Origin of the sequence: Pantoea sp. MBLJ3 (assembly GCF_000816655.1) — a bacterium.
In the GTDB taxonomy this organism is placed as follows: domain Bacteria; phylum Pseudomonadota; class Gammaproteobacteria; order Enterobacterales; family Enterobacteriaceae; genus Pantoea; species Pantoea eucalypti.
Genome location: NZ_JSUT01000005.1, coordinates 1 through 17,362 on the forward strand (window position 1 = coordinate 1; position 17,362 = coordinate 17,362).

Consider the following 17,362-nt stretch of genomic DNA (forward strand, 5'->3'; position numbering starts at 1 on the left):
AAGTGAAGAAGCCCCGCACGAAAGTGCGGGGCTTTTTTACGTCTGAATTACGCTTTATTTAGCAAAATTGTTAATGATTTTCCCGCTTCCTGCAGCGCTATCACCGGCCGGCTTTCTCTCATGATTGCCAGCAACTCGCTGATTTTTCGATAATTAGCGACATGGCTCACAAATATAATCTCGGATTACCCCGCCTTTACCTTCGGTAGACTTAAATGCTTTACTCACTCCTTTAAACGCTGTTGATCAGCAAGGAACAGAGGTAAGGCATGACACCCACCAATAATAAAACTCAGCCGGATGATACAAAGAAACGTATCTGGGCAATCGTCGGCGCGTCATCGGGCAACCTGGTTGAATGGTTCGACTTCTATGTCTATTCATTCTTCTCGCTCTACTTTGCGCACATCTTCTTCCCAAAGGGTGACACCACAACGCAGTTATTGCAGACAGCGGGCGTTTTTGCAGCAGGATTTTTAATGCGTCCGATTGGCGGCTGGTTATTTGGCTATATTGGCGACAAGCACGGCCGAAAAAATTCGATGCTGGTTTCGGTCTGCATGATGTGTTTTGGTTCGCTGGTGATCGCCTGCCTGCCCGGTTATGCAACGATTGGCGTAGCCGCTCCCGTCATTCTGCTGCTGGCGCGTATGTTTCAGGGATTATCGGTGGGTGGGGAGTATGGGACCAGCGCAACCTACATGAGTGAAGTCGCCCTGGAAGGACGCAAGGGATTCTATGCCTCTTTCCAGTACGTCACGCTGATTGGCGGTCAGTTAGCGGCGGTGCTGACCGTGGTGGTCCTGCAATTTGTGCTCACTGATGCAGAGCTGCGCAGCTGGGGCTGGCGCATTCCGTTCTTCCTCGGCGCACTGCTCGCCGTTGTCGCATTATGGCTACGACGCTCTCTGGAAGAAACGTCAGATAAAGCCAGCCGCGAACATCGTGATGCGGGTAGCGTCATCGGGTTACTGCGCAATCATACCCGTCCCTTCCTGATGGTGCTGGGTTTCACCGCGGGTGGATCCCTGAGTTTTTACACCTTCACCACCTACATGCAAAAGTATCTGGTTAACACATCAGGCATGGATCCAAAAACGGCCAGCGGGCTGATGACCGGGGCACTGCTGGTCTTCATGCTGATTCAGCCAATAATCGGTGCGCTGTCAGATAAAATCGGTCGTCGCACTTCGATGATGATCTTTGGTGCGGGGGCGGCAATCTGTACAGTACCCATTCTGACCCTGCTGCAAAACGTGCAGAGCCCTGGCGTAGCTTTCCTGTTAATCATGCTGGCCTTGTTGATTACCAGCTTCTACACCGCCATCAGCGGCATTCTTAAAGCCGAAATGTTTCCGCCGCAGGTGCGTGCTCTGGGTGTCGGGCTATCATACGCAGTCGCGAATGCGCTGTTCGGTGGGTCGGCGGAGTATGTGGCGTTGCTGATGAAGCAGCAGGGGATTGAGACCACCTTCTTCTGGTATGTTTCAGCCATGGGTGCGGTAGCCTTTCTGGTGTCGCTGTTGCTGCACAGACGCGGCAAAGGGATTACGCTTTAACAAGGCGACTGACTCAGATTCCACAGGGCAATGCCGCGGGTTGCATCCGCGGCATCCCACACGAACGCTTTCCAGCGCCAGCCGCTGCCATTCGGGCGGCTGTCATACCACTCTTTTCCCGCCTCAATATTTAATGAAAACAGGATGCCGATAGTCTGGTTTTGACGGCCAGAAAGAGGCTGGCGCTGCCCATATTTATTGCCTGCAGCAGCCAGCGCGGCAGAAGCGAAAACATGTTCCGCTTTATCCCGTCCGGTTCGCTGATCTTCCGCCATATCGACGCAGCCACTGCACAGCAGCACAGCAGCACAGCAACAGGATACTTCGCGTAATGAATGCCTCTATGGCCGCAGCGATTAAAGAATACGGCTGATCAGGCGATCGATACGTATCCGGCGCAGACGGCGAATCAGTTTCCGCACTTTAGCCGGGTAATCGGCAATACTTTCAAGCTCACGGAAATGCGTCACTATCGTCGTGTTCTGACGGATTAACGTAAGCTCTTTCTCACGCTGAGCCGCTAACTCCTGATGAGGATCGTGAATCAGCACCGCATTTTCCAGATCAAGCCGCCATGCACGCGGGTTGAGGTTATTACCGGTAATCAGCTGCCATTCGTCATCAACCCACATCCCTTTAAGGTGATAACTGTTTTCACCATCCTTCCAGAGTCTCACGACCAGTTGATCGGTCGTAACATAGTAGTGCAGACGGCTCATGAAGCGACGCAGATTGATTTCATACAGGTAAGGCAGCGCGCCGATAATTTTGAATGGCTCATCAGGCGCAATGTAGAAATCATTGGCGGTTTTATCACCGACGATGATCTCGACTTTTTTCCCCTGGCGCAGCAGATGAATGATATTACGCACCAGCAGGGCGGGCATGTTGAAGTAAGGGGTACAGATGATCAGCTTCTGTTCCGCACAGGGCATCAGATGGAAAATGGTTTTATTGAGCAGGCTATGCTTGCCCAGACCGACCAGTGGCGTGACCGTCAGTTCATCATTGCCGGCATTGCCTTCAAACTGGTAATTGAAACCCCGGAGATCCTGACGGAACTGGCGTGTCTCATTTTTGATTTCAGGACTTGAAGGGCGTTCTGCAAAATCGAGCCGGTTGACGGCTTCTGCAGGCTTAAGATTCAGCGTGATCCACTCATACATGGCATCGGTCAGCTGGGGATTCCGGATAACCTGATAGCGATCATACCGATACTTATCATGCTGATGCAGGTAGACGTCATTGATGCTGGCACCGCTATAGAGCAGCATATCATCAATAATGAAGCCTTTTAGATGAAGCACGCCCAGCGCTTCACGCGTATTAACCGGAATGCCATAAACCGGGATGGCAATATCCGGATAGCGTGTGGCCATTTCGCAATACCAGTCAGCATTGGTTACGCCTCGTGCTGCGCCAATTCGGCCACGTTGCGCGCGGTGCCAGTCGACCAGAATGGAGATATCCAGCGTTGGCCGCGCCTGCTTCGCACTATAGAGCGCATCCATAACGGCACGTCCGGCGTCATCATTTTCCAGATAAAGCGCAACAATACAGATGCGTGTCTGTGCGGTCGCTATTTTCTCCAGCAACGTCTGGCGAAACTCAGCAGGCGAATAAAGTGTCGACACATCCGCAACGGATTGTGACAGTTTAGGCAGCTGTGCGAGGTGTTGTTGGTGTTTGTTACGTTTGAATTTAGACAACATCACAGTGCACTTCTTCTCTGTTCATTGCATGGCCTTTTGCCATCAAATCAGGGTTATAACCACAAATAATAACATCAACTCCGTCAATTCGAACGTTTTTTACCTTTCTCTACAAGGTGGGTTGATCTCATTCTGTAAGGACAATTTCAGGCTGACAATACCGTCATCCAGTTGAATATCAACATGAAAGTTAAGTTTACGGGCCAGCGTAATCATGCCGCGATTATGGGGCATGGTGATACCGTTCAATTGTTGCAAGCCGTGATGTCGGGTGTAGCGGATCATCTTTTCCAGCAGACGACGGCCCATCCCTAACCCTTTCAGGTCAGAACGGACCAGCACCGAAAACTCCGCATCAATGTTATCCGCATCAGAGATAGCGCGGGTTACACCGATGATCTCAGGTCGTCCCTGATGCTGACGCACCGCTACTATCGCCATCTCACGGTCATAATCGATCTGGGTCATATTGGCGAGATCATCATGGGTGAATTCATTGATTTCACTGAAGTAGCGGTAGTAAAGGTCTTCTTTGGTCACCTGACTGATGAAATCGCGCAGCAAAGGTTCATCTTCTGGCAGGATCGGCCGGAACAGGCAGAATTGCCCATTCTTTAATTCCACCTGCTCCTCAAGATGCTGAGGATAAGGACGAATTGCCAGTCGCGCTTCGTTATCGCCATCGAACGGAGCCAGCGTCAGGGTGACATCCAGCAGGGTAAAATCATTACCCGCTGCCAGTAGCGGATGAATATCCAGTCGCTGGATCTCCGGGCAATCCACCACCAGGTTAGAGACCTGCACCAGCAACTGGCTTAAACCGGGGATATCCAGCGGATTCAGGGCGCTACGGCTGCGGATTTTTCCGCTCTTGATTGCCTGAATCACCAGATAGCGTGCCAGTGTCATATTCAGGGGAGGCAAGGCAACCGCAGCCTGTTTATCGGCCTGCCATTCAACGCCGCCTTCGCCCAGCATAATGATTGGGCCAAACAGGGCATCCTGTTCGACCACGACCCGCAATTCCTGCGCGCCCGCACGGCTGGCCATGCTCTGAACCAGCAGCCCTTCAATACGCGCCTGCGGCAGCGTCTGTCTGACCCGATCAAAAATGGCCTCAGCGGCATGCTCTACTTCGCTGGCATTGCGCAGATAGAGCATTACACCCTGAACCTCCGACTTATGGGCGATATCGGGTGAACGCAGTTTCAGCGCCACCGGATAGCCAATCTGATCGGCAATCGCCACAGCCGATGTGCTTTCGCTGGCGATCCAGGTCGGCAGTGTCGCCAGCCCGTATGCCTGCAATACTGGCTGCACTTCGTGAGTATCCAGCGCGGTAACGCCGCGCGACAGCGCCTGTGACAGCAACTGGTGAGCCTGAGCGCTATCCTGCTTCAGTGTTGTGGGCAGGGCAGGGGTTTCACGCAGCTGCTTCTGGTTACGGCGATACTCAACCTGATGCATAAAGGCGGTGACGGTGCCTTCCGGCGTGCGCCAGGTCGGGATGCCCGCCTGCGTGAAGGCACGACGTGCAGCCTGTGAAGAGAACTCGCCGCTCCAGTTGGTCAGCAGCGTCACCAGCTTACCGCGCGGGTGACGGGCAATGGTGTCGATCAGATGTGCGGCCGTTTCAGTTGCGGGCGCGACCGCGCTTGGCGCATGAATAATCATTAATGCATCAAGTTCATGACTGTTGAGCAGAATCTCCACACAGGCGGCATAACGTTCCGCTGTGGCGTCATCTTTCAAATCCAGCGGATTACCGCGACCTGCACCCGCGGGTAGCAGCGCCTCCAGTTGCTGACGTGTCTCATCGCTGAGCTGCGCCAGTTTTCCGTTACGGGCATAGAGTTCATCCAGCGCCAGCGCGGCAGGTGCGGCTCCATTGCTGATGATCATCAGCCTGTCGCCTCGCAGCGGGCGCATATGGCTTAGCGACTCAACGGCGGAGAACAGCTCATGGGTATCCTGGACCCGCAGCAACCCGGCGCGCTGAATGGCCGCATCCCAGGCGGCGTCAAGGCCGCTGTGGGTGCCAAGCAGCGCCTGGGCTTCGCGGCTGCGACCACTCTTGATGATCAATATCGGTTTATTCCGCGAGGCACTGCGGGAAGCGGAAACAAAACGACGCGCATCGCTGAGGTGCTCAAGATAGAGCAGGATGGCGCTGGTCTTGCCGTCACGCGCCAGGAAGTCGAGCAGGTCATCGACATCGGTATCCAGACTGTCACCCAGCGCAATAAACCAGGAGAAACCGAGATTACGCTGCTGCGCCCAGTCGAGAATGGTATTAGAGACGGCGGCGGACTGAGAAATAAACGCGATGCGGCCTTTCTCAATTGGCACCGGCGAGAAGCTGGCATTCAATCCCTGCCAGGGCGCCAGCAGGCCCAGACTGTTCGGTCCCAGCAGACGTATCTGCCATTTACCTGCGCAGGCTTTGAGCTCGGCCGACTGGCTGGCGGGCGCGGAGAGGATAATGCAGGCCTTGCAGCCTTTTTCGCCGAGCTGTTGCAGCAACTCGAGGTTACGTTTCGAGTGGGTACAGATCACCGCCAGGTCGGGCGCGAAAGGTAGGCTGTCGATGGTGGGCCAGGCCAGCACGCCGCTGACTGCTTTATATTTGGGCGTCACCGGCAAAACCGGCCCGCTAAAACCGCCCGCCAGCAGGTTACGCATCATAAAGTATCCGGCACGCCCGGGCATGACCGAGGCACCAATCACCGCAATTGATTTAGGTCGTAACAGCGCTTCCAGTCCGCGTTGGCTCATCTCGCCCTCCAGAGATCGGGATTTGCGTGATTGTAAACGCTTTTTGCTGGCAGTGCTTCCGGGCAGATCGCAGGCTGAAGATCAGGATCTTCGGATCGGTCAGCCCAGGCGCTCGCCTGCCGGAAGAAGAGGGATGCGGCTAAGCCTGTCCGGCGTGATGCGGTTTCCCTGCCAGGTAGGCCGCACGGAACTGATCAAAATGATGAGATAGTGCTTCTGCCGCCAGCCGATCGCCCGCCTGCGCCAGCAGCGCCGCGGCCACTTCAGCGGTACAGTGCTGACCTTCGCCGTGCGCCTCCCGCAGTGTATAGCGCGAAGGGGTGCTCACATCCAGCGACATCACCGGCAGGGCGTCGAGCCAGGGGCTTTTGCGGAACATCTTGCGTGCTTCGGTCCAGGTGCCATCCAGCATAATAAACAGCGGCGGCTTGCCACTGGTGGGTGGCGTTGTCAGCACCTCGCGACCAGGATCCGCATAGGCGGCCGGAAAGACGACAAGCGGCTGATAATCAGGATTGCGCACGGCCGCCAGCAGCAGCGGATCCGGCTCGGTGCGTGACCAGCCAAACGCCTGGGTATCCGGCAGAATATCGGCAATCAGACGCCCGGTATTGCTCGGTTTCATCGGCTCGGTATCAAACATCACCAGGCAGAAGCGGCTACGGGCAGACGCAGGCACGATCTGACTGCAAAGACAGTTGGCTTCTGGCAGCAGACAACCCTGGCAGCGAATGACACGATTTCCACGCGCAAGGAAAGGACGGGTGGCACGCGCCAGGCGTTGGGTGCGCAAGCGCAAAACAGCATTATCAGACATGAGGTTTCAGGGCAGGAAAAAACGTCAGTGTAATCGAAGCGCAGGCGAAAAGGAAAAGGCCAGACTGGCTGGCCTCTGAATATTACAGTGATTCATCCAGCCATTCGTTAAACGGTGCCTTGGGCATGGCACCATTCAGCATGTCCACCCGCTCGCCGTTCTTGAACAGCATGATGGTAGGAATACTGCGAATGTTGAAACGGGCGCTCAGGGCCGGTTCCGCTTCGGTGTTCACTTTAATAAAGCGGACTTTCCCGCTGCGCTCGCTGGCGACATCTTTAAACACGGGCGCAAAATTGACGCAGGGACCGCACCAGGGCGCCCAGAAATCGATCACCACCGGCAGATCGTCCTGCAGATATTTGTCAAAGTTAGCGCTGGTGGCATTGACCACCTCGCCATCAAACAACGCATTTCCGCAGCGGCCGCATTTCGCCGCATCGGCAAGGCGTTCTTCAGGAACGCGATTGGTTGCCTGGCAGGAAGCGCATACCGTATTCATAGGAACCTCTGAGGTTTAAAAGTGTCAGTCTGGTAATTGTTGTCCATTATGAAAGAGGGCGGATTCCTGCTCAATCTGGATTGCTCTATAGGTTCAATAGTTGATAGCTAAGCGCCAGCACATCAGGTAATCTGCGCGCTCTCAATGCAGGAGGAAGATATGAACGACGAATTTAAAGGCAAGAGCGGCAAGGTTAAGGTGATGTACGTGCGTGGCGAGGACGATAAAAGTGCGCGTGCGCCGAATCCTCGTACAGGCAAAGGTGGTCACGCTGCTGCCCGCCAGGATGATAATCGTCGTTCATCTGGCCCCCGTACAGAACGCAGTCAGGAAGGTGGTCGCTCCGCGGGGCGTCGCAGCGACGACACTGGTCGCAGCAGTTCACCGCGCCGTGACGAAGGCGGACGTGGCGCGCCACGCCGTTCAGACGAGGGTGCAGGTCGCCGCAACGATCGTGGCGATGATAGCCGTGGCGCCTATGGCAGCAGCGACTCCCCATGGCGCACCGTATCACGCGCGCCATCAGCAGACCGTGCTGCATCGCCTGAGAGTGATAAGCCCGATCATGGCGGCATCAGCGGCAAGAGCTTTGTTGATCCTGAGCAGATCCGTCGTCAGCGTAACGAAGAAACCCGCGTTTATGGTGAGAACGCCTGTCAGGCACTGTTCCAGAGTCGTCCGGAAGCGATTGTTCGCGCCTGGTTCATTCAGGAAGTGACTCCGCGTTTCCGTGAATCGCTGCGCTGGCTGGCGGCGAACCGCAAAGCCTATCACGTGGTAGAAGATGCAGAGATCACCAAAGCATCAGGCACTGAGCATCACGGTGGCGTCTGCTTCCTGATCAAAAAGCGTATGGGTATGGCGGTTTCGGAATGGCTGAGCCAGGCAACAACCAAAGATTGCGTACTGGCACTGGAAGATGTCAGTAACCCGCATAACCTGGGCGCGATTATGCGCAGCTGCGCGCACTTTGGCGTAAAAGGTTTGCTGGTAAACGATGCCTCACTGCTGGAGTCGGGTGCAGCAGTGCGCACCGCAGAAGGCGGTGCCGAGCATGTTCAGGCCATCAGCGGCGCAACTTTCAGCGAAGGTCTGGAAGCGTTCCGTAAAGCGGGTTACACCATCGTGACCACCTCCAGCCATCAGGGCACGCCGCTGGCGCAGGCTAAGCTGCCGGAGAAAATGGTGCTGGTGTTAGGTCAGGAGCGTGAAGGTCTTTCTGACACCGCGTTCAAACAGGGTGACATGAGCCTGTCGATTGGCGGCACCGGCAACGTAGAAAGTCTCAACGTTTCGGTCGCAACCGGCGTACTGCTCGCCGAATGGTGGCGTCAGAACGCATAAAAAAACGGGCCGAAAGGCCCGTTTTGCTTTGTCACGTCAGTGTGCGCCACCGCCGCCACCGCCTGCACCAAACGGCGGACGGGCAAACCAGATCAGCACCAGCAGGATCAGGAATACCCCCGCCGATGCCCAGAAAATTTCATTCGCTGAAATGATCAGTCCCTGATTGGTAATCTGCTGCGCGATATACGCAGACGCCTGCTGCTGCGTCATTCCCAGGCTCTCCAGCTGGCTATACATCTGCTGTGAATTAACGTTGTACGGGGTAATCGACTCGGTCATATAGCTATGATGCATCGACTCGCGATTCGTCCACATCGTGGTTGTAATCGACGTGCCTACCGAGCCAGCAAACGTACGCATAAAGTTCGACAGGCTGGATGCTGCGGCCATGCGCTCCGGCGGCAGTCCCGACAGCGTAATGGTCGTCAGTGGCATAAAGAAGCAGGCCACGGCAAAGCCCTGGATAAACTGCGGCCAGGCTGAGGCACCAAAGTCCATCCCCGGTTCAAATGTATACGCGCGCCAGTAGAAGCAGATGGCATACATAATGAAGCTGAATGTGACCAGCCGTCGCATGTCGAGCTTATGCGCAAAGCGACCAATAATCGGCGACAGGATCACCGGTATGATGCCTACCGGTGCCGACGCCAGGCCTGCCCAGGTTGCGGTATAACCGTAAACCTCCTGCAGCAGCTGCGGTAACAGGACTATCGAGCCGAAGTAGAGCATGTACGCCAGACTGATCGACAGACAGCCAATGGTAAAATTGCGCGACTTAAACAGGGAGAGGTCGATGATCGGGTGATCGTCCGTCAGCTCCCAGACCAGCAGGACTGTGAGCGCAATCAATGCCACGACCCCTAACACGATAATCTCGACCGAGTTAAACCAGTCGAGCTCCTTTCCGCGATCCAGCATGACCTGTAAACAGCCGATCCCCACGACCAGCAGCACCAGCCCGACCATGTCGATCCGCCGGATTTCGGTTTTAGTTTCCCGGCCACGCAGCGTTTGCAGCGTCAGTATGACCACGGCCACACCAATCGGCACGTTGATAAAGAAGATCCAGCCCCAGTGATAGTTATCGCTGATCCAGCCGCCCAGTATCGGGCCACAGATCGGCGCGACGATCACCGTCATCGCCCACAGCGACAGTGCCAGACTGCGCTTAGCGGGCGGATAGTTGTTGAGCAGCAGACTTTGCGACAGCGGGATCAATGGACCTGCAACAATCCCCTGAATGACACGGAAAAAGATCAGCATCTCCAGGCTATCTGACATACCACACGCCCAGGAGGCGATGGCAAACAGAATGGTCGACCAGGTGAACAACTTCACTTCACCAATGCGCTTTGCCAGCCAGCCGGTCAGCGGGATCGAGATCGCATTCGCGACACCAAACGAGGTGATTACCCATGTACCCTGAGAGTTCGACGCGCCCAGGTTCCCGGCAATCGTAGGGATGGCCACGTTGGCGATGGTCGAGTCCAGCACCTGCATGAACGTCGCCAGCGACAGCGCAACGGTCATCAGGACCAGCGGCATCCCTTCAAGCGGTTTTTGTGCCATTACAGCCTCCGCGTCATCATCCGGCGTTGGCGCGGACAATATCGGTGATCAGCTGATTGACCGGCGCAAGGTCAATCGCCAGGGCATTGCTGCTGTAAGCGGCCTGCTGGCGGACGCTGGTAGCCAGCACACTGCCTTCGTTGCTGGTGGTATCGATTTTGACCAGCGTGGAGAGGCCGATGCGCAGTGGATGTCTGGCGATATCTTCCTGATTCAGTTCGATACGAACCGGCAGGCGCTGAACCACTTTGATCCAGTTACCGGTAGCATTCTGTGCAGGCAGCAGAGAGAAGGCGCTGCCGGTGCCCATATCCAGTCCTGCGACTTTGCCATGATAAACGACGTCGTCACCGTAAATGTCGGCAACCACGGTGGCAGGCTGACCAATGCGTACGCCAGCCAGCTGGGTCTCTTTGAAATTGGCATCGACCCACAGATTCGTTGCAGGCACGACAGCCAGCAGCGGGGTGCTGGTGGAGATTTGTGAACCGACCTGCACGCTGCGACGTGAAACAAAACCATCCATCGGGCTGCGGATCTCGGTGCGCTGCAGTGCCAGCCAGGCATCACGCAACTCAGCTGCGCTCTGTTGCACAGCTGGCTGATTCTCCAGCGAGGTATTAAGGATCATCGCCTGATTAGCATTATATTGCTGAATCGCGACATCCAGCTGCGCTTTAGCCGTCGCGACAGCGTCCCGGGCGTGCTGCAACTCTTCACGGCCAATCAGGTTAGCTGCACCCAATGGCTCACGACGTTTCAGGTCTGCCTGTGCCTGCGCCAGCGCAGTTTGCTGCAACGTAATGCTGGCCTGGTACTGTTTGCCATTGATCATCAGCTGATGCGTCTGACGCACGCTGGTGGCCAGTGCTGTCTGCGCTTTTTCAAACGCCTGTTCAGCATCCGTCTTATCGAGTGAAACCAGCACATCGCCCTTTTTAACGAAATCGGTATCTTCAAACCAGACTTTGTTCACGCTACCGGAAACCTGTGCCATCACCTGCACCTGATTACCTGCAACGTAGGCGTCATCGGTCTCCTGAAAATGGCGCAGGACCAGGAACCAGTAAACCCCCCAGGCAATACCAATCAGCACAAAGATCAGCGCCAGCACAATGAGCACACTTTTGCGCTTCTTCTTTTTACTGGCTGACGGTTGCGGACTTTGTGCTTCTGCCGTTGCACTCATGACTTTCTCCACGTTTTCCATTTAGACGGGCAGCAGAAATCCATTTCTGCCAGCGCCCGAGTCGAAAAAGCCAGCGACTAGGCGCTGGCCAGATAAAAAAGGAAGTTAAAATAACGATTTCGACGGGTGATTGTGTCGCACTTATTGCTATTAGCGGGACAGCGAGGCGATCAGCTGATCTTCATCCATTTTATCAAGACGATTAAGCAGCTTACGGGTAATACCTTCCAGCTGGGATTTCTCATCGACTGACAGCGACGACCAGAGATACTGCAGGCTCTGATGCTGAGGGGGCAGCAACTGACGCAGGAACTCCATGCCTTTATCGGTCAGATGCAGGTGCAGGCAGCGACGGTCGTGATCGCTTTCGCGACGCTCAATCCAGCCGCGCTTCTCCAGCTCATCGGCAATGCGCGTCGCATTGGTGCGCGAAGAGCCAAGGGCTGAACTGAGTTCAGAAGGCTGAATGCTGTGGTTTTCCTGCGCATCCAGCGTAATCAACGCCATGAACAGGGTTTCATTAATCCCCTGTGCTTTCAGCATCTTATTACGGTTGTCCAGCAGTTTACCCTGCATATGCATACAGAGACGCGTCAGAATAATTTCCTGTAACGGAAAATCCTTATGGCGATTGGCACGGATGTTTAGCATCTGCTCAATGGGAGTAAACGAACTTTCCATTAAAAAAAACCTCACTAATTGCAACTTGTATAATAACTATGGTGACAGGGTAAGCGTAGTCACTTTTTGGCAGGTGATCGCTCTCAGACCCGCACTCTGTACCATCAAAGGTATTCCAGGCCACTCCCTGGCCCTGGGTCAAAAACCCGTACACCCGGCGGCAGCGCTGAGCCGGGACGTTTTCAAAAGAGGGCAAATTTAATAATATCGCGAGGAAAAATAACCGAAGTGAATAGCTTTGTTACTAACCATAACAAACCTAACCATTTGTGACCAGACCCTTGCACTGTCGGGCCAGGATTCAGTTGATTATTTCCGGCTCAAAGCGCGATCCCTTTGCCCAGATCAGCAGATTAGTCAGCGTAAGCAGTGCGCCAGCGCCACAGACGCCATGCCAGCCCCACAGATGATAAGCGGTGGCGGAGAGCAGCGAACCCGCCGCACCACCTATAAAGTAGCTGGTCATGTAACCTGCATTGAGACGGTTACGCGCCTCCGGCATCTGCGCATAGATCACGCTTTGATTGGTGATATGGACAGCCTGCACCGCCAGATCCAGCAGCAGAATGCCAATAATAAGCGGCACCAGCTGCGCTGCGCCCCATGCAATAGCGGCCCAGGAGAGCAACATGAGCAGCAGGCCGAGTCGGGTCGTCAGCTTCGCTTTACCCCTGTCAGCCAGTGAGCCCGCCTGACGAGCGGCCAGCGCCCCTGCGGCACCGACCAGCCCCAGCAGGCCGATCTCACCTTCTGAGAAGTGATAAGGCGCGCCAGAAAGCAGAAACGCCATTGAGGTCCACAGCAGGCTGAAATTGGCAAACGCGAGACAGCCGGTCCACGCGCGGGTGCGGATCACGCGATTACCTGCATACAGGCGAAAGATAGAGGCCAGCAGTTGTGGATAGCTCATTGGCACGGACTGCTTAACACGTGGCAGCGCTCGCCACAGCGCCAGCGCCATCACGACCATCAGCAAACTGGCTGTCCAGTAGACCGTACGCCAGCCGCCAAGCTGTGCGAGACCGCCTGCCACGGTGCGCGCCAGCAGAATCCCCAGCAGCAAACCGCTCATGACGGTACCAACGATTTTGCCGCGCCGCTCCGGCTCGGCCAGTGTGGCAGCCAGCGGCACCAGGATTTGCGCAGCGACCGAAAACAGGCCAGTCATGACTGTGCCCAGCAGTAAAAACAGGAAGGAGTGTGAAAGGGCGATGATGACCATGCCCGCCGCAGCCAGCAGGATCATCGTCACAATCAGGCTGCGTCGTTCAAAGCGATCGCCTAACGGCACCAGCAACAGCAATCCGCAGGCATAGCCGAGTTGCGCCGTGGTGACAATAAACCCGGCTAGGCTCACAGAGAGATCAAACTGTTGGGCGATGGTATTAAGCAGTGGCTGAACGTAGTAGTTACTGGCTACGCAGAGGCCGGTTGCTACCGACATCAGAACCACTAAAGCAGGCGTCAGACCCTGGCGAGTCGCATTCATAAACAGCATCGGTCGCTAATAATCATTTAAGGTTAATAATAACTCAAAAAACTATTTCACACGCATGTTTATTAACAGGCCATACCAGTCGGGATAGCAGGCATAAAAAAGGGCAGAAATGTTTCCGCCCTTAATCACTGTCCGACTTAAGGCGTATGCTCCCTGAGCCAGCACTTTTACCAACCACCCTGGGGTGGACATGTTTTCATGTTATTGCGCGGCGGCCTGAGCCTCGCTGATCCATTTATCGAACTCAGCCTGATGCGCTTTAATCCAGCCATCAACATGACGGTTAATCGCCTCTTCTGAGTTTTGTCCGGCATGCATCGCTGAGTTTTCAGCATTGATATCGGTAATAGGCAGCTTCATGACCGCAAACAGACGGGCCGCCGCCGGATTTTTCGCCGCCCAGGCTTTGTTGGCGACGATGTGCATGGTATTAACCGGGAAACCGTAGTTCGCGCCGTTTGGCAGCTTAGTATCCACATCCTTCTGTTCGCCAGGCAGCGACGAGAACGGCACCTGCAGCCAGACTACATCGCGGCCCGGCTTCAGCACATCGCTCAGCCAGTAGGGCGTCCAGGTATAATAAAGGATCGGCTTACCCTGTTTGTAGCGTGCCAGCGTATCCGCCACCATCGCCGAATAGTTACCCATATTAGCGGTCACGGTATCACTGAGACCAAAGGCGCTGTTCTGATGATTAATTACCGCTTCACAGCCCCAGCCTGGCGTACAGCCGGTCATATCCGCCTTGCCATCGCCGTTGGCGTCAAACAGTCTGGCGATCTTAGGATCTTTCAGCTGTTCGATATTGGTTATGTGATATTTCTCGGCGGTCTTCTTATCAATCAGATAACCCTGGGCGGCACCGGTAACGTAGGTTCCCTGTCGATACAGCTTCTGATCGCCACCGGCAGCTTTATACATGTCGTCATGCAGCGGCTGCCAGTTCACCGCGGTAAAGGTGGCGTCGCCAGCGGCGATAGAGGTGTAGCCAACGTTGTAATCCACTTCACTCGGCTTGCTGACCTGATAGCCGAGTTTTTCCAGCGCGCGGCTGACAATCAGGGTCTGAAAAGTCTCTTCAGCGATAGTGCTCTGTATAGGTTGCACCGTAATACCTTTGCCCGGCAGATCGGCAGCGGAGACGTGTGAAACGGCCAGCGTGGTTACCACGGCGGCGAGCAGAGAGGCTCTGTTGCGCATAGTCATTCCTTATTTAAGATGTCGCGTCAGGATGGGCGGCGCGCAGGCACCGCCCGACAGATTATTTTTTACGCGAAGGAGAGAAGATCAGGCCCAGCGGGCCGGTGTGATACCAGTGACGATTACCGCGGCTGCGGCTATCGCGACCAAACGATTGGGTCAGGCGATCAAGGATAATGGCAAGAATCACAATTCCCACGCCACCCACCGTAGCCAGCCCCATATCAAGACGGCCAATACCGCGCAGGACCATCTGACCGAGCCCGCCGACGGCGATCATCGAGGCGATCACCACCATTGACAGCGCCAGCATCAGGGTCTGATTGACGCCCGCCATAATGGTGGGCATCGCCAGCGGCAACTGCACTTTGAATAGCAGCTGTCTCGGACTGGCACCAAAGGATTCGCTCGCTTCGATCAGATCGGCGGGTACCTGCTTAATGCCGAGAATAGTCAGACGCACAATCGGTGGCAGGGCGAAGATAATCGTTACCACCACGCCCGGCACGTTGCCGATACCAAACAGCATCACAATCGGCACCAGGTAGACAAAGGCGGGTGTGGTCTGCATTGCATCCAGCAGAGGTCGTACAATACGCGCTGCCCGTTCGCTACGGGCCAGCCAGATCCCCAGCGGCAGGCCGATGAGAATGCAGAACATCAGCGCGGTAAGCACCAGCGCCAGCGTCACCATCGCCTGCGACCAGGCGCCAATGGCACCTATGGCGATCAGCGATACCAGCGTGGCAATGCCCATGGCGGGGGTTGCGATCTGCCAGGCAATCAGCGCAAACACCAGAATTGCCACTGGTGCTGGCATTCCCAGCAACAGCTGCTGAAAGGCGCTGAGGATATAGTCAACCGGCACCCGGATACCCTGAAACAGCGGGCGGAAATGGTTGACCACCCAGTCGATACCGGTGGTCACCCAGTGATCAAGCGGGATCCAGGTTTTGTGGAACGGATCCATGATACTGAAATGTTCCGGTGCGGGTGCAGGGGCGCTGTTGAGCCAGTCACTGCTGCTGGCTGCATGGGTTGTCGCGCTACCATCGGGCGTGCCCCAGGCATCGGCACCGCCGCTGCTGGTGGGCGCAGCCTGAGTGCTGGCAGCGGTGCCGCTATCCCACGGATTGGTGGTGTCCTGACTCATGGCTGGGCTCCTTCACGATCTAACGCGCGCAACAGCGTGCTTTTGGAAATGAGACCGACATAGTGATTTTCTTCGCCGACCACGGGCACCGCACAGGGTGCCTGCGCGACGTGAGAGAGCAAATCGCTCAATGAGGTATCGGCGGGAACCGCCGCCGGGGTGTCGAGCAGGGCGCTGTCGATACCTTCGCCTGCTGCCAGCGCCGCTTTCAGAGAATCGGTGGAAACCACGCCGATAAATTTCTGCTTTTCCAGCACGTAGCCGTAATCGCGGTCTTCATCCTGCAGCAGTTTCATGGCGGAGCGCGGACCGAAACCAGGCGCTTTGCGGATCAATGCTCCCGCGCTACGACGGGCTATATCTTTGGCGCTGAATACGTGACTGATATCGACGCCACGGAAAAAGGTGCGGACATAGTCGTTGGCTGGGTTATTCAGGATCTCATCCGGCGTACCAACCTGTATCACTTCGCCGCCCTGCATAATGGCAATGCGATCGCCAATACGCATCGCTTCATCCAGATCGTGGGAAATAAAGACGATGGTGCGCTGATGCCTGGCTTGTAAATTAACCAGCTCATCCTGCATCTCAGTACGAATCAACGGATCCAGTGCGGAGAAGGCCTCATCCATTAATAAGATGTCAGGATTGATTGCCAGCGCGCGGGCTAATCCGACGCGCTGTCGCATTCCCCCGGAAAGTTCATCCGGGTAAGCGTGCGCATAATTCTCCAGCCCGACCTGACGTAACGCTTCCAGGGCTTTTTCCTGGCGTTCAGCCAGTGCGACGCCCGCTAATTCCATGCCAAATGCCGTATTATTTAATACATTCATGTGCGGCATCAAAGCAAATGACTGGAATACCATGCTGATTTTATTTCTGCGCACGTCACGCAGTTCGCTGGCCGATATTTTGGCAATATCGACACCATCAATAATCACCTGGCCGCGCGTCGGCTCTATCAGACGATTGAGAAGGCGAACCATGGTCGATTTTCCTGAACCAGATAACCCCATGATGACGAATATCTCGCCTTCTTCAATAGCCAGACTGGCGTTCTTTACGCCAAGAGAGAGACCGGTCTTCTCCAGAATGACATCTTTGGTCGCACCTTTTTCAATATATTTAAACGCGCGATCCGGATTGTCGCCAAATATTTTATAGAGATTTTTTACTTCGAGCTTAATAGCCATGCAGTCATTAAATCCTGGTTGAAATATCTGATATTAACCTGTCGTTCCCGCTGAAATTTAAGCAGGCCATACCGTAGCACACTGACGTTATCTGACAACCCTGAGTTGGGATGTTTGCCGGGCACGGGGCATTCAGATGTAGATTATCTTCAGTGCTCACAAGGGAT

14 protein-coding genes are annotated in these 17,362 nt (G+C 55.3%); 2 read left to right on the forward strand and 12 right to left on the reverse strand.

Translation table 11 applies throughout. The annotated features are described in order from the left end of the window. The first annotated feature begins 269 nt into the window (after positions 1 to 269). Positions 270 to 1,559: an MFS family transporter gene (locus tag NP77_RS06460; protein WP_003850398.1), complete on the forward strand. Its 1,290-nt coding sequence runs from the start codon at positions 270 to 272 to the stop codon at positions 1,557 to 1,559. On the opposite strand, the gene NP77_RS06465 is transcribed toward NP77_RS06460, so the two are convergent. The 5 genes from NP77_RS06465 to trxC all read right to left on the reverse strand — a co-directional run bounded on the left by NP77_RS06465 (position 1,556) and on the right by trxC (position 7,365). Continuing rightward, positions 1,556 to 1,861 carry a YfiM family lipoprotein gene (locus tag NP77_RS06465; protein WP_039659463.1) on the reverse strand — a complete coding sequence of 102 codons (306 nt, stop codon included), beginning with the start codon at positions 1,859 to 1,861 and terminating at the stop codon, positions 1,556 to 1,558. The genes NP77_RS06460 and NP77_RS06465 overlap by 4 nt on opposite strands. A gap of 54 nt (positions 1,862 to 1,915) precedes the next feature. Next, on the reverse strand, positions 1,916 to 3,271 hold the full coding sequence (gene pssA, locus NP77_RS06470; protein WP_039659464.1) for a CDP-diacylglycerol--serine O-phosphatidyltransferase: 1,356 nt from the start codon (positions 3,269 to 3,271) through the stop codon (positions 1,916 to 1,918). Positions 3,272 to 3,370: 99 nt separating this feature from the next. Then, positions 3,371 to 6,046, reverse strand: a complete 2,676-nt coding sequence (locus NP77_RS06475; protein WP_039659466.1) for a bifunctional acetate--CoA ligase family protein/GNAT family N-acetyltransferase — start codon at positions 6,044 to 6,046, stop codon at positions 3,371 to 3,373. A gap of 139 nt (positions 6,047 to 6,185) precedes the next feature. Further along, positions 6,186 to 6,863 carry a tRNA-uridine aminocarboxypropyltransferase gene (locus NP77_RS06480; protein WP_003850389.1) on the reverse strand — a complete coding sequence of 226 codons (678 nt, stop codon included), beginning with the start codon at positions 6,861 to 6,863 and terminating at the stop codon, positions 6,186 to 6,188. An 82-nt stretch (positions 6,864 to 6,945) separates the two neighbouring features. Beyond that, the gene (gene trxC / locus NP77_RS06485; protein WP_008926766.1) at positions 6,946 to 7,365 is read right to left on the reverse strand and encodes a thioredoxin TrxC; all 420 of its coding nucleotides are present in this window, start codon (positions 7,363 to 7,365) and stop codon (positions 6,946 to 6,948) included. 159 nt (positions 7,366 to 7,524) lie between these two features. Between trxC and NP77_RS06490 the strand changes: the two genes are divergently transcribed. Continuing rightward, positions 7,525 to 8,709: a tRNA/rRNA methyltransferase gene (locus tag NP77_RS06490; RefSeq protein ID WP_003850386.1), complete on the forward strand. Its 1,185-nt coding sequence runs from the start codon at positions 7,525 to 7,527 to the stop codon at positions 8,707 to 8,709. A 36-nt stretch (positions 8,710 to 8,745) separates the two neighbouring features. Here NP77_RS06490 and emrB read toward each other — a convergent pair whose 3' ends face one another. From emrB to proV, 7 genes are all read right to left on the reverse strand, one after another. After that, a complete protein-coding gene (gene emrB, locus NP77_RS06495; RefSeq protein WP_003850384.1) occupies positions 8,746 to 10,281 on the reverse strand; it encodes a multidrug efflux MFS transporter permease subunit EmrB in 1,536 nt (511 codons plus the stop codon). 16 nt (positions 10,282 to 10,297) lie between these two features. Continuing rightward, a complete protein-coding gene (emrA, locus tag NP77_RS06500) occupies positions 10,298 to 11,470 on the reverse strand; it encodes a multidrug efflux MFS transporter periplasmic adaptor subunit EmrA (RefSeq protein WP_003850382.1) in 1,173 nt (390 codons plus the stop codon). A 150-nt stretch (positions 11,471 to 11,620) separates the two neighbouring features. Further along, positions 11,621 to 12,151 (reverse strand): transcriptional repressor MprA, encoded by a 531-nt coding sequence (mprA, locus tag NP77_RS06505; protein WP_003850381.1) that lies wholly within the window; start codon positions 12,149 to 12,151, stop codon positions 11,621 to 11,623. Between the two features lie 301 nt (positions 12,152 to 12,452). Beyond that, a complete protein-coding gene (locus NP77_RS06510) occupies positions 12,453 to 13,640 on the reverse strand; it encodes an MFS transporter (protein WP_039660448.1) in 1,188 nt (395 codons plus the stop codon). A gap of 210 nt (positions 13,641 to 13,850) precedes the next feature. Continuing rightward, on the reverse strand, positions 13,851 to 14,849 hold the full coding sequence (gene proX / locus NP77_RS06515) for a glycine betaine/L-proline ABC transporter substrate-binding protein ProX (protein ID WP_003850376.1): 999 nt from the start codon (positions 14,847 to 14,849) through the stop codon (positions 13,851 to 13,853). Between the two features lie 61 nt (positions 14,850 to 14,910). After that, complete coding sequence (gene proW, locus NP77_RS06520; protein WP_003850374.1) at positions 14,911 to 16,002, reverse strand: glycine betaine/L-proline ABC transporter permease ProW; 1,092 nt, start codon at positions 16,000 to 16,002, stop codon at positions 14,911 to 14,913. Then, a complete protein-coding gene (gene proV, locus NP77_RS06525; RefSeq protein ID WP_003850372.1) occupies positions 15,999 to 17,195 on the reverse strand; it encodes a glycine betaine/L-proline ABC transporter ATP-binding protein ProV in 1,197 nt (398 codons plus the stop codon). The genes proW and proV overlap by 4 nt, the downstream gene beginning before the upstream one ends. Positions 17,196 to 17,362: the final 167 nt, after the last annotated feature.

What these genes read in the sequence shown, in the direction of transcription:
- emrA (WP_003850382.1), bottom strand. Translation starts at nt 11,470, where the DNA reads ATGAGTGCAACGGCAGAAGCACAAAGTCCGCAACCGTCAGCCAGTAAA.
- pssA (WP_039659464.1), bottom strand. Translation starts at nt 3,271, where the DNA reads ATGTTGTCTAAATTCAAACGTAACAAACACCAACAACACCTCGCACAG.
- NP77_RS06490 (WP_003850386.1), top strand. Translation starts at nt 7,525, where the DNA reads ATGAACGACGAATTTAAAGGCAAGAGCGGCAAGGTTAAGGTGATGTAC.
- trxC (WP_008926766.1), bottom strand. Translation starts at nt 7,365, where the DNA reads ATGAATACGGTATGCGCTTCCTGCCAGGCAACCAATCGCGTTCCTGAA.
- mprA (WP_003850381.1), bottom strand. Translation starts at nt 12,151, where the DNA reads ATGGAAAGTTCGTTTACTCCCATTGAGCAGATGCTAAACATCCGTGCC.
- emrB (WP_003850384.1), bottom strand. Translation starts at nt 10,281, where the DNA reads ATGGCACAAAAACCGCTTGAAGGGATGCCGCTGGTCCTGATGACCGTT.
- NP77_RS06510 (WP_039660448.1), bottom strand. Translation starts at nt 13,640, where the DNA reads ATGAATGCGACTCGCCAGGGTCTGACGCCTGCTTTAGTGGTTCTGATG.
- proX (WP_003850376.1), bottom strand. Translation starts at nt 14,849, where the DNA reads ATGCGCAACAGAGCCTCTCTGCTCGCCGCCGTGGTAACCACGCTGGCC.
- proW (WP_003850374.1), bottom strand. Translation starts at nt 16,002, where the DNA reads ATGAGTCAGGACACCACCAATCCGTGGGATAGCGGCACCGCTGCCAGC.
- NP77_RS06480 (WP_003850389.1), bottom strand. Translation starts at nt 6,863, where the DNA reads ATGTCTGATAATGCTGTTTTGCGCTTGCGCACCCAACGCCTGGCGCGT.
- NP77_RS06460 (WP_003850398.1), top strand. Translation starts at nt 270, where the DNA reads ATGACACCCACCAATAATAAAACTCAGCCGGATGATACAAAGAAACGT.
- NP77_RS06475 (WP_039659466.1), bottom strand. Translation starts at nt 6,046, where the DNA reads ATGAGCCAACGCGGACTGGAAGCGCTGTTACGACCTAAATCAATTGCG.
- proV (WP_003850372.1), bottom strand. Translation starts at nt 17,195, where the DNA reads ATGGCTATTAAGCTCGAAGTAAAAAATCTCTATAAAATATTTGGCGAC.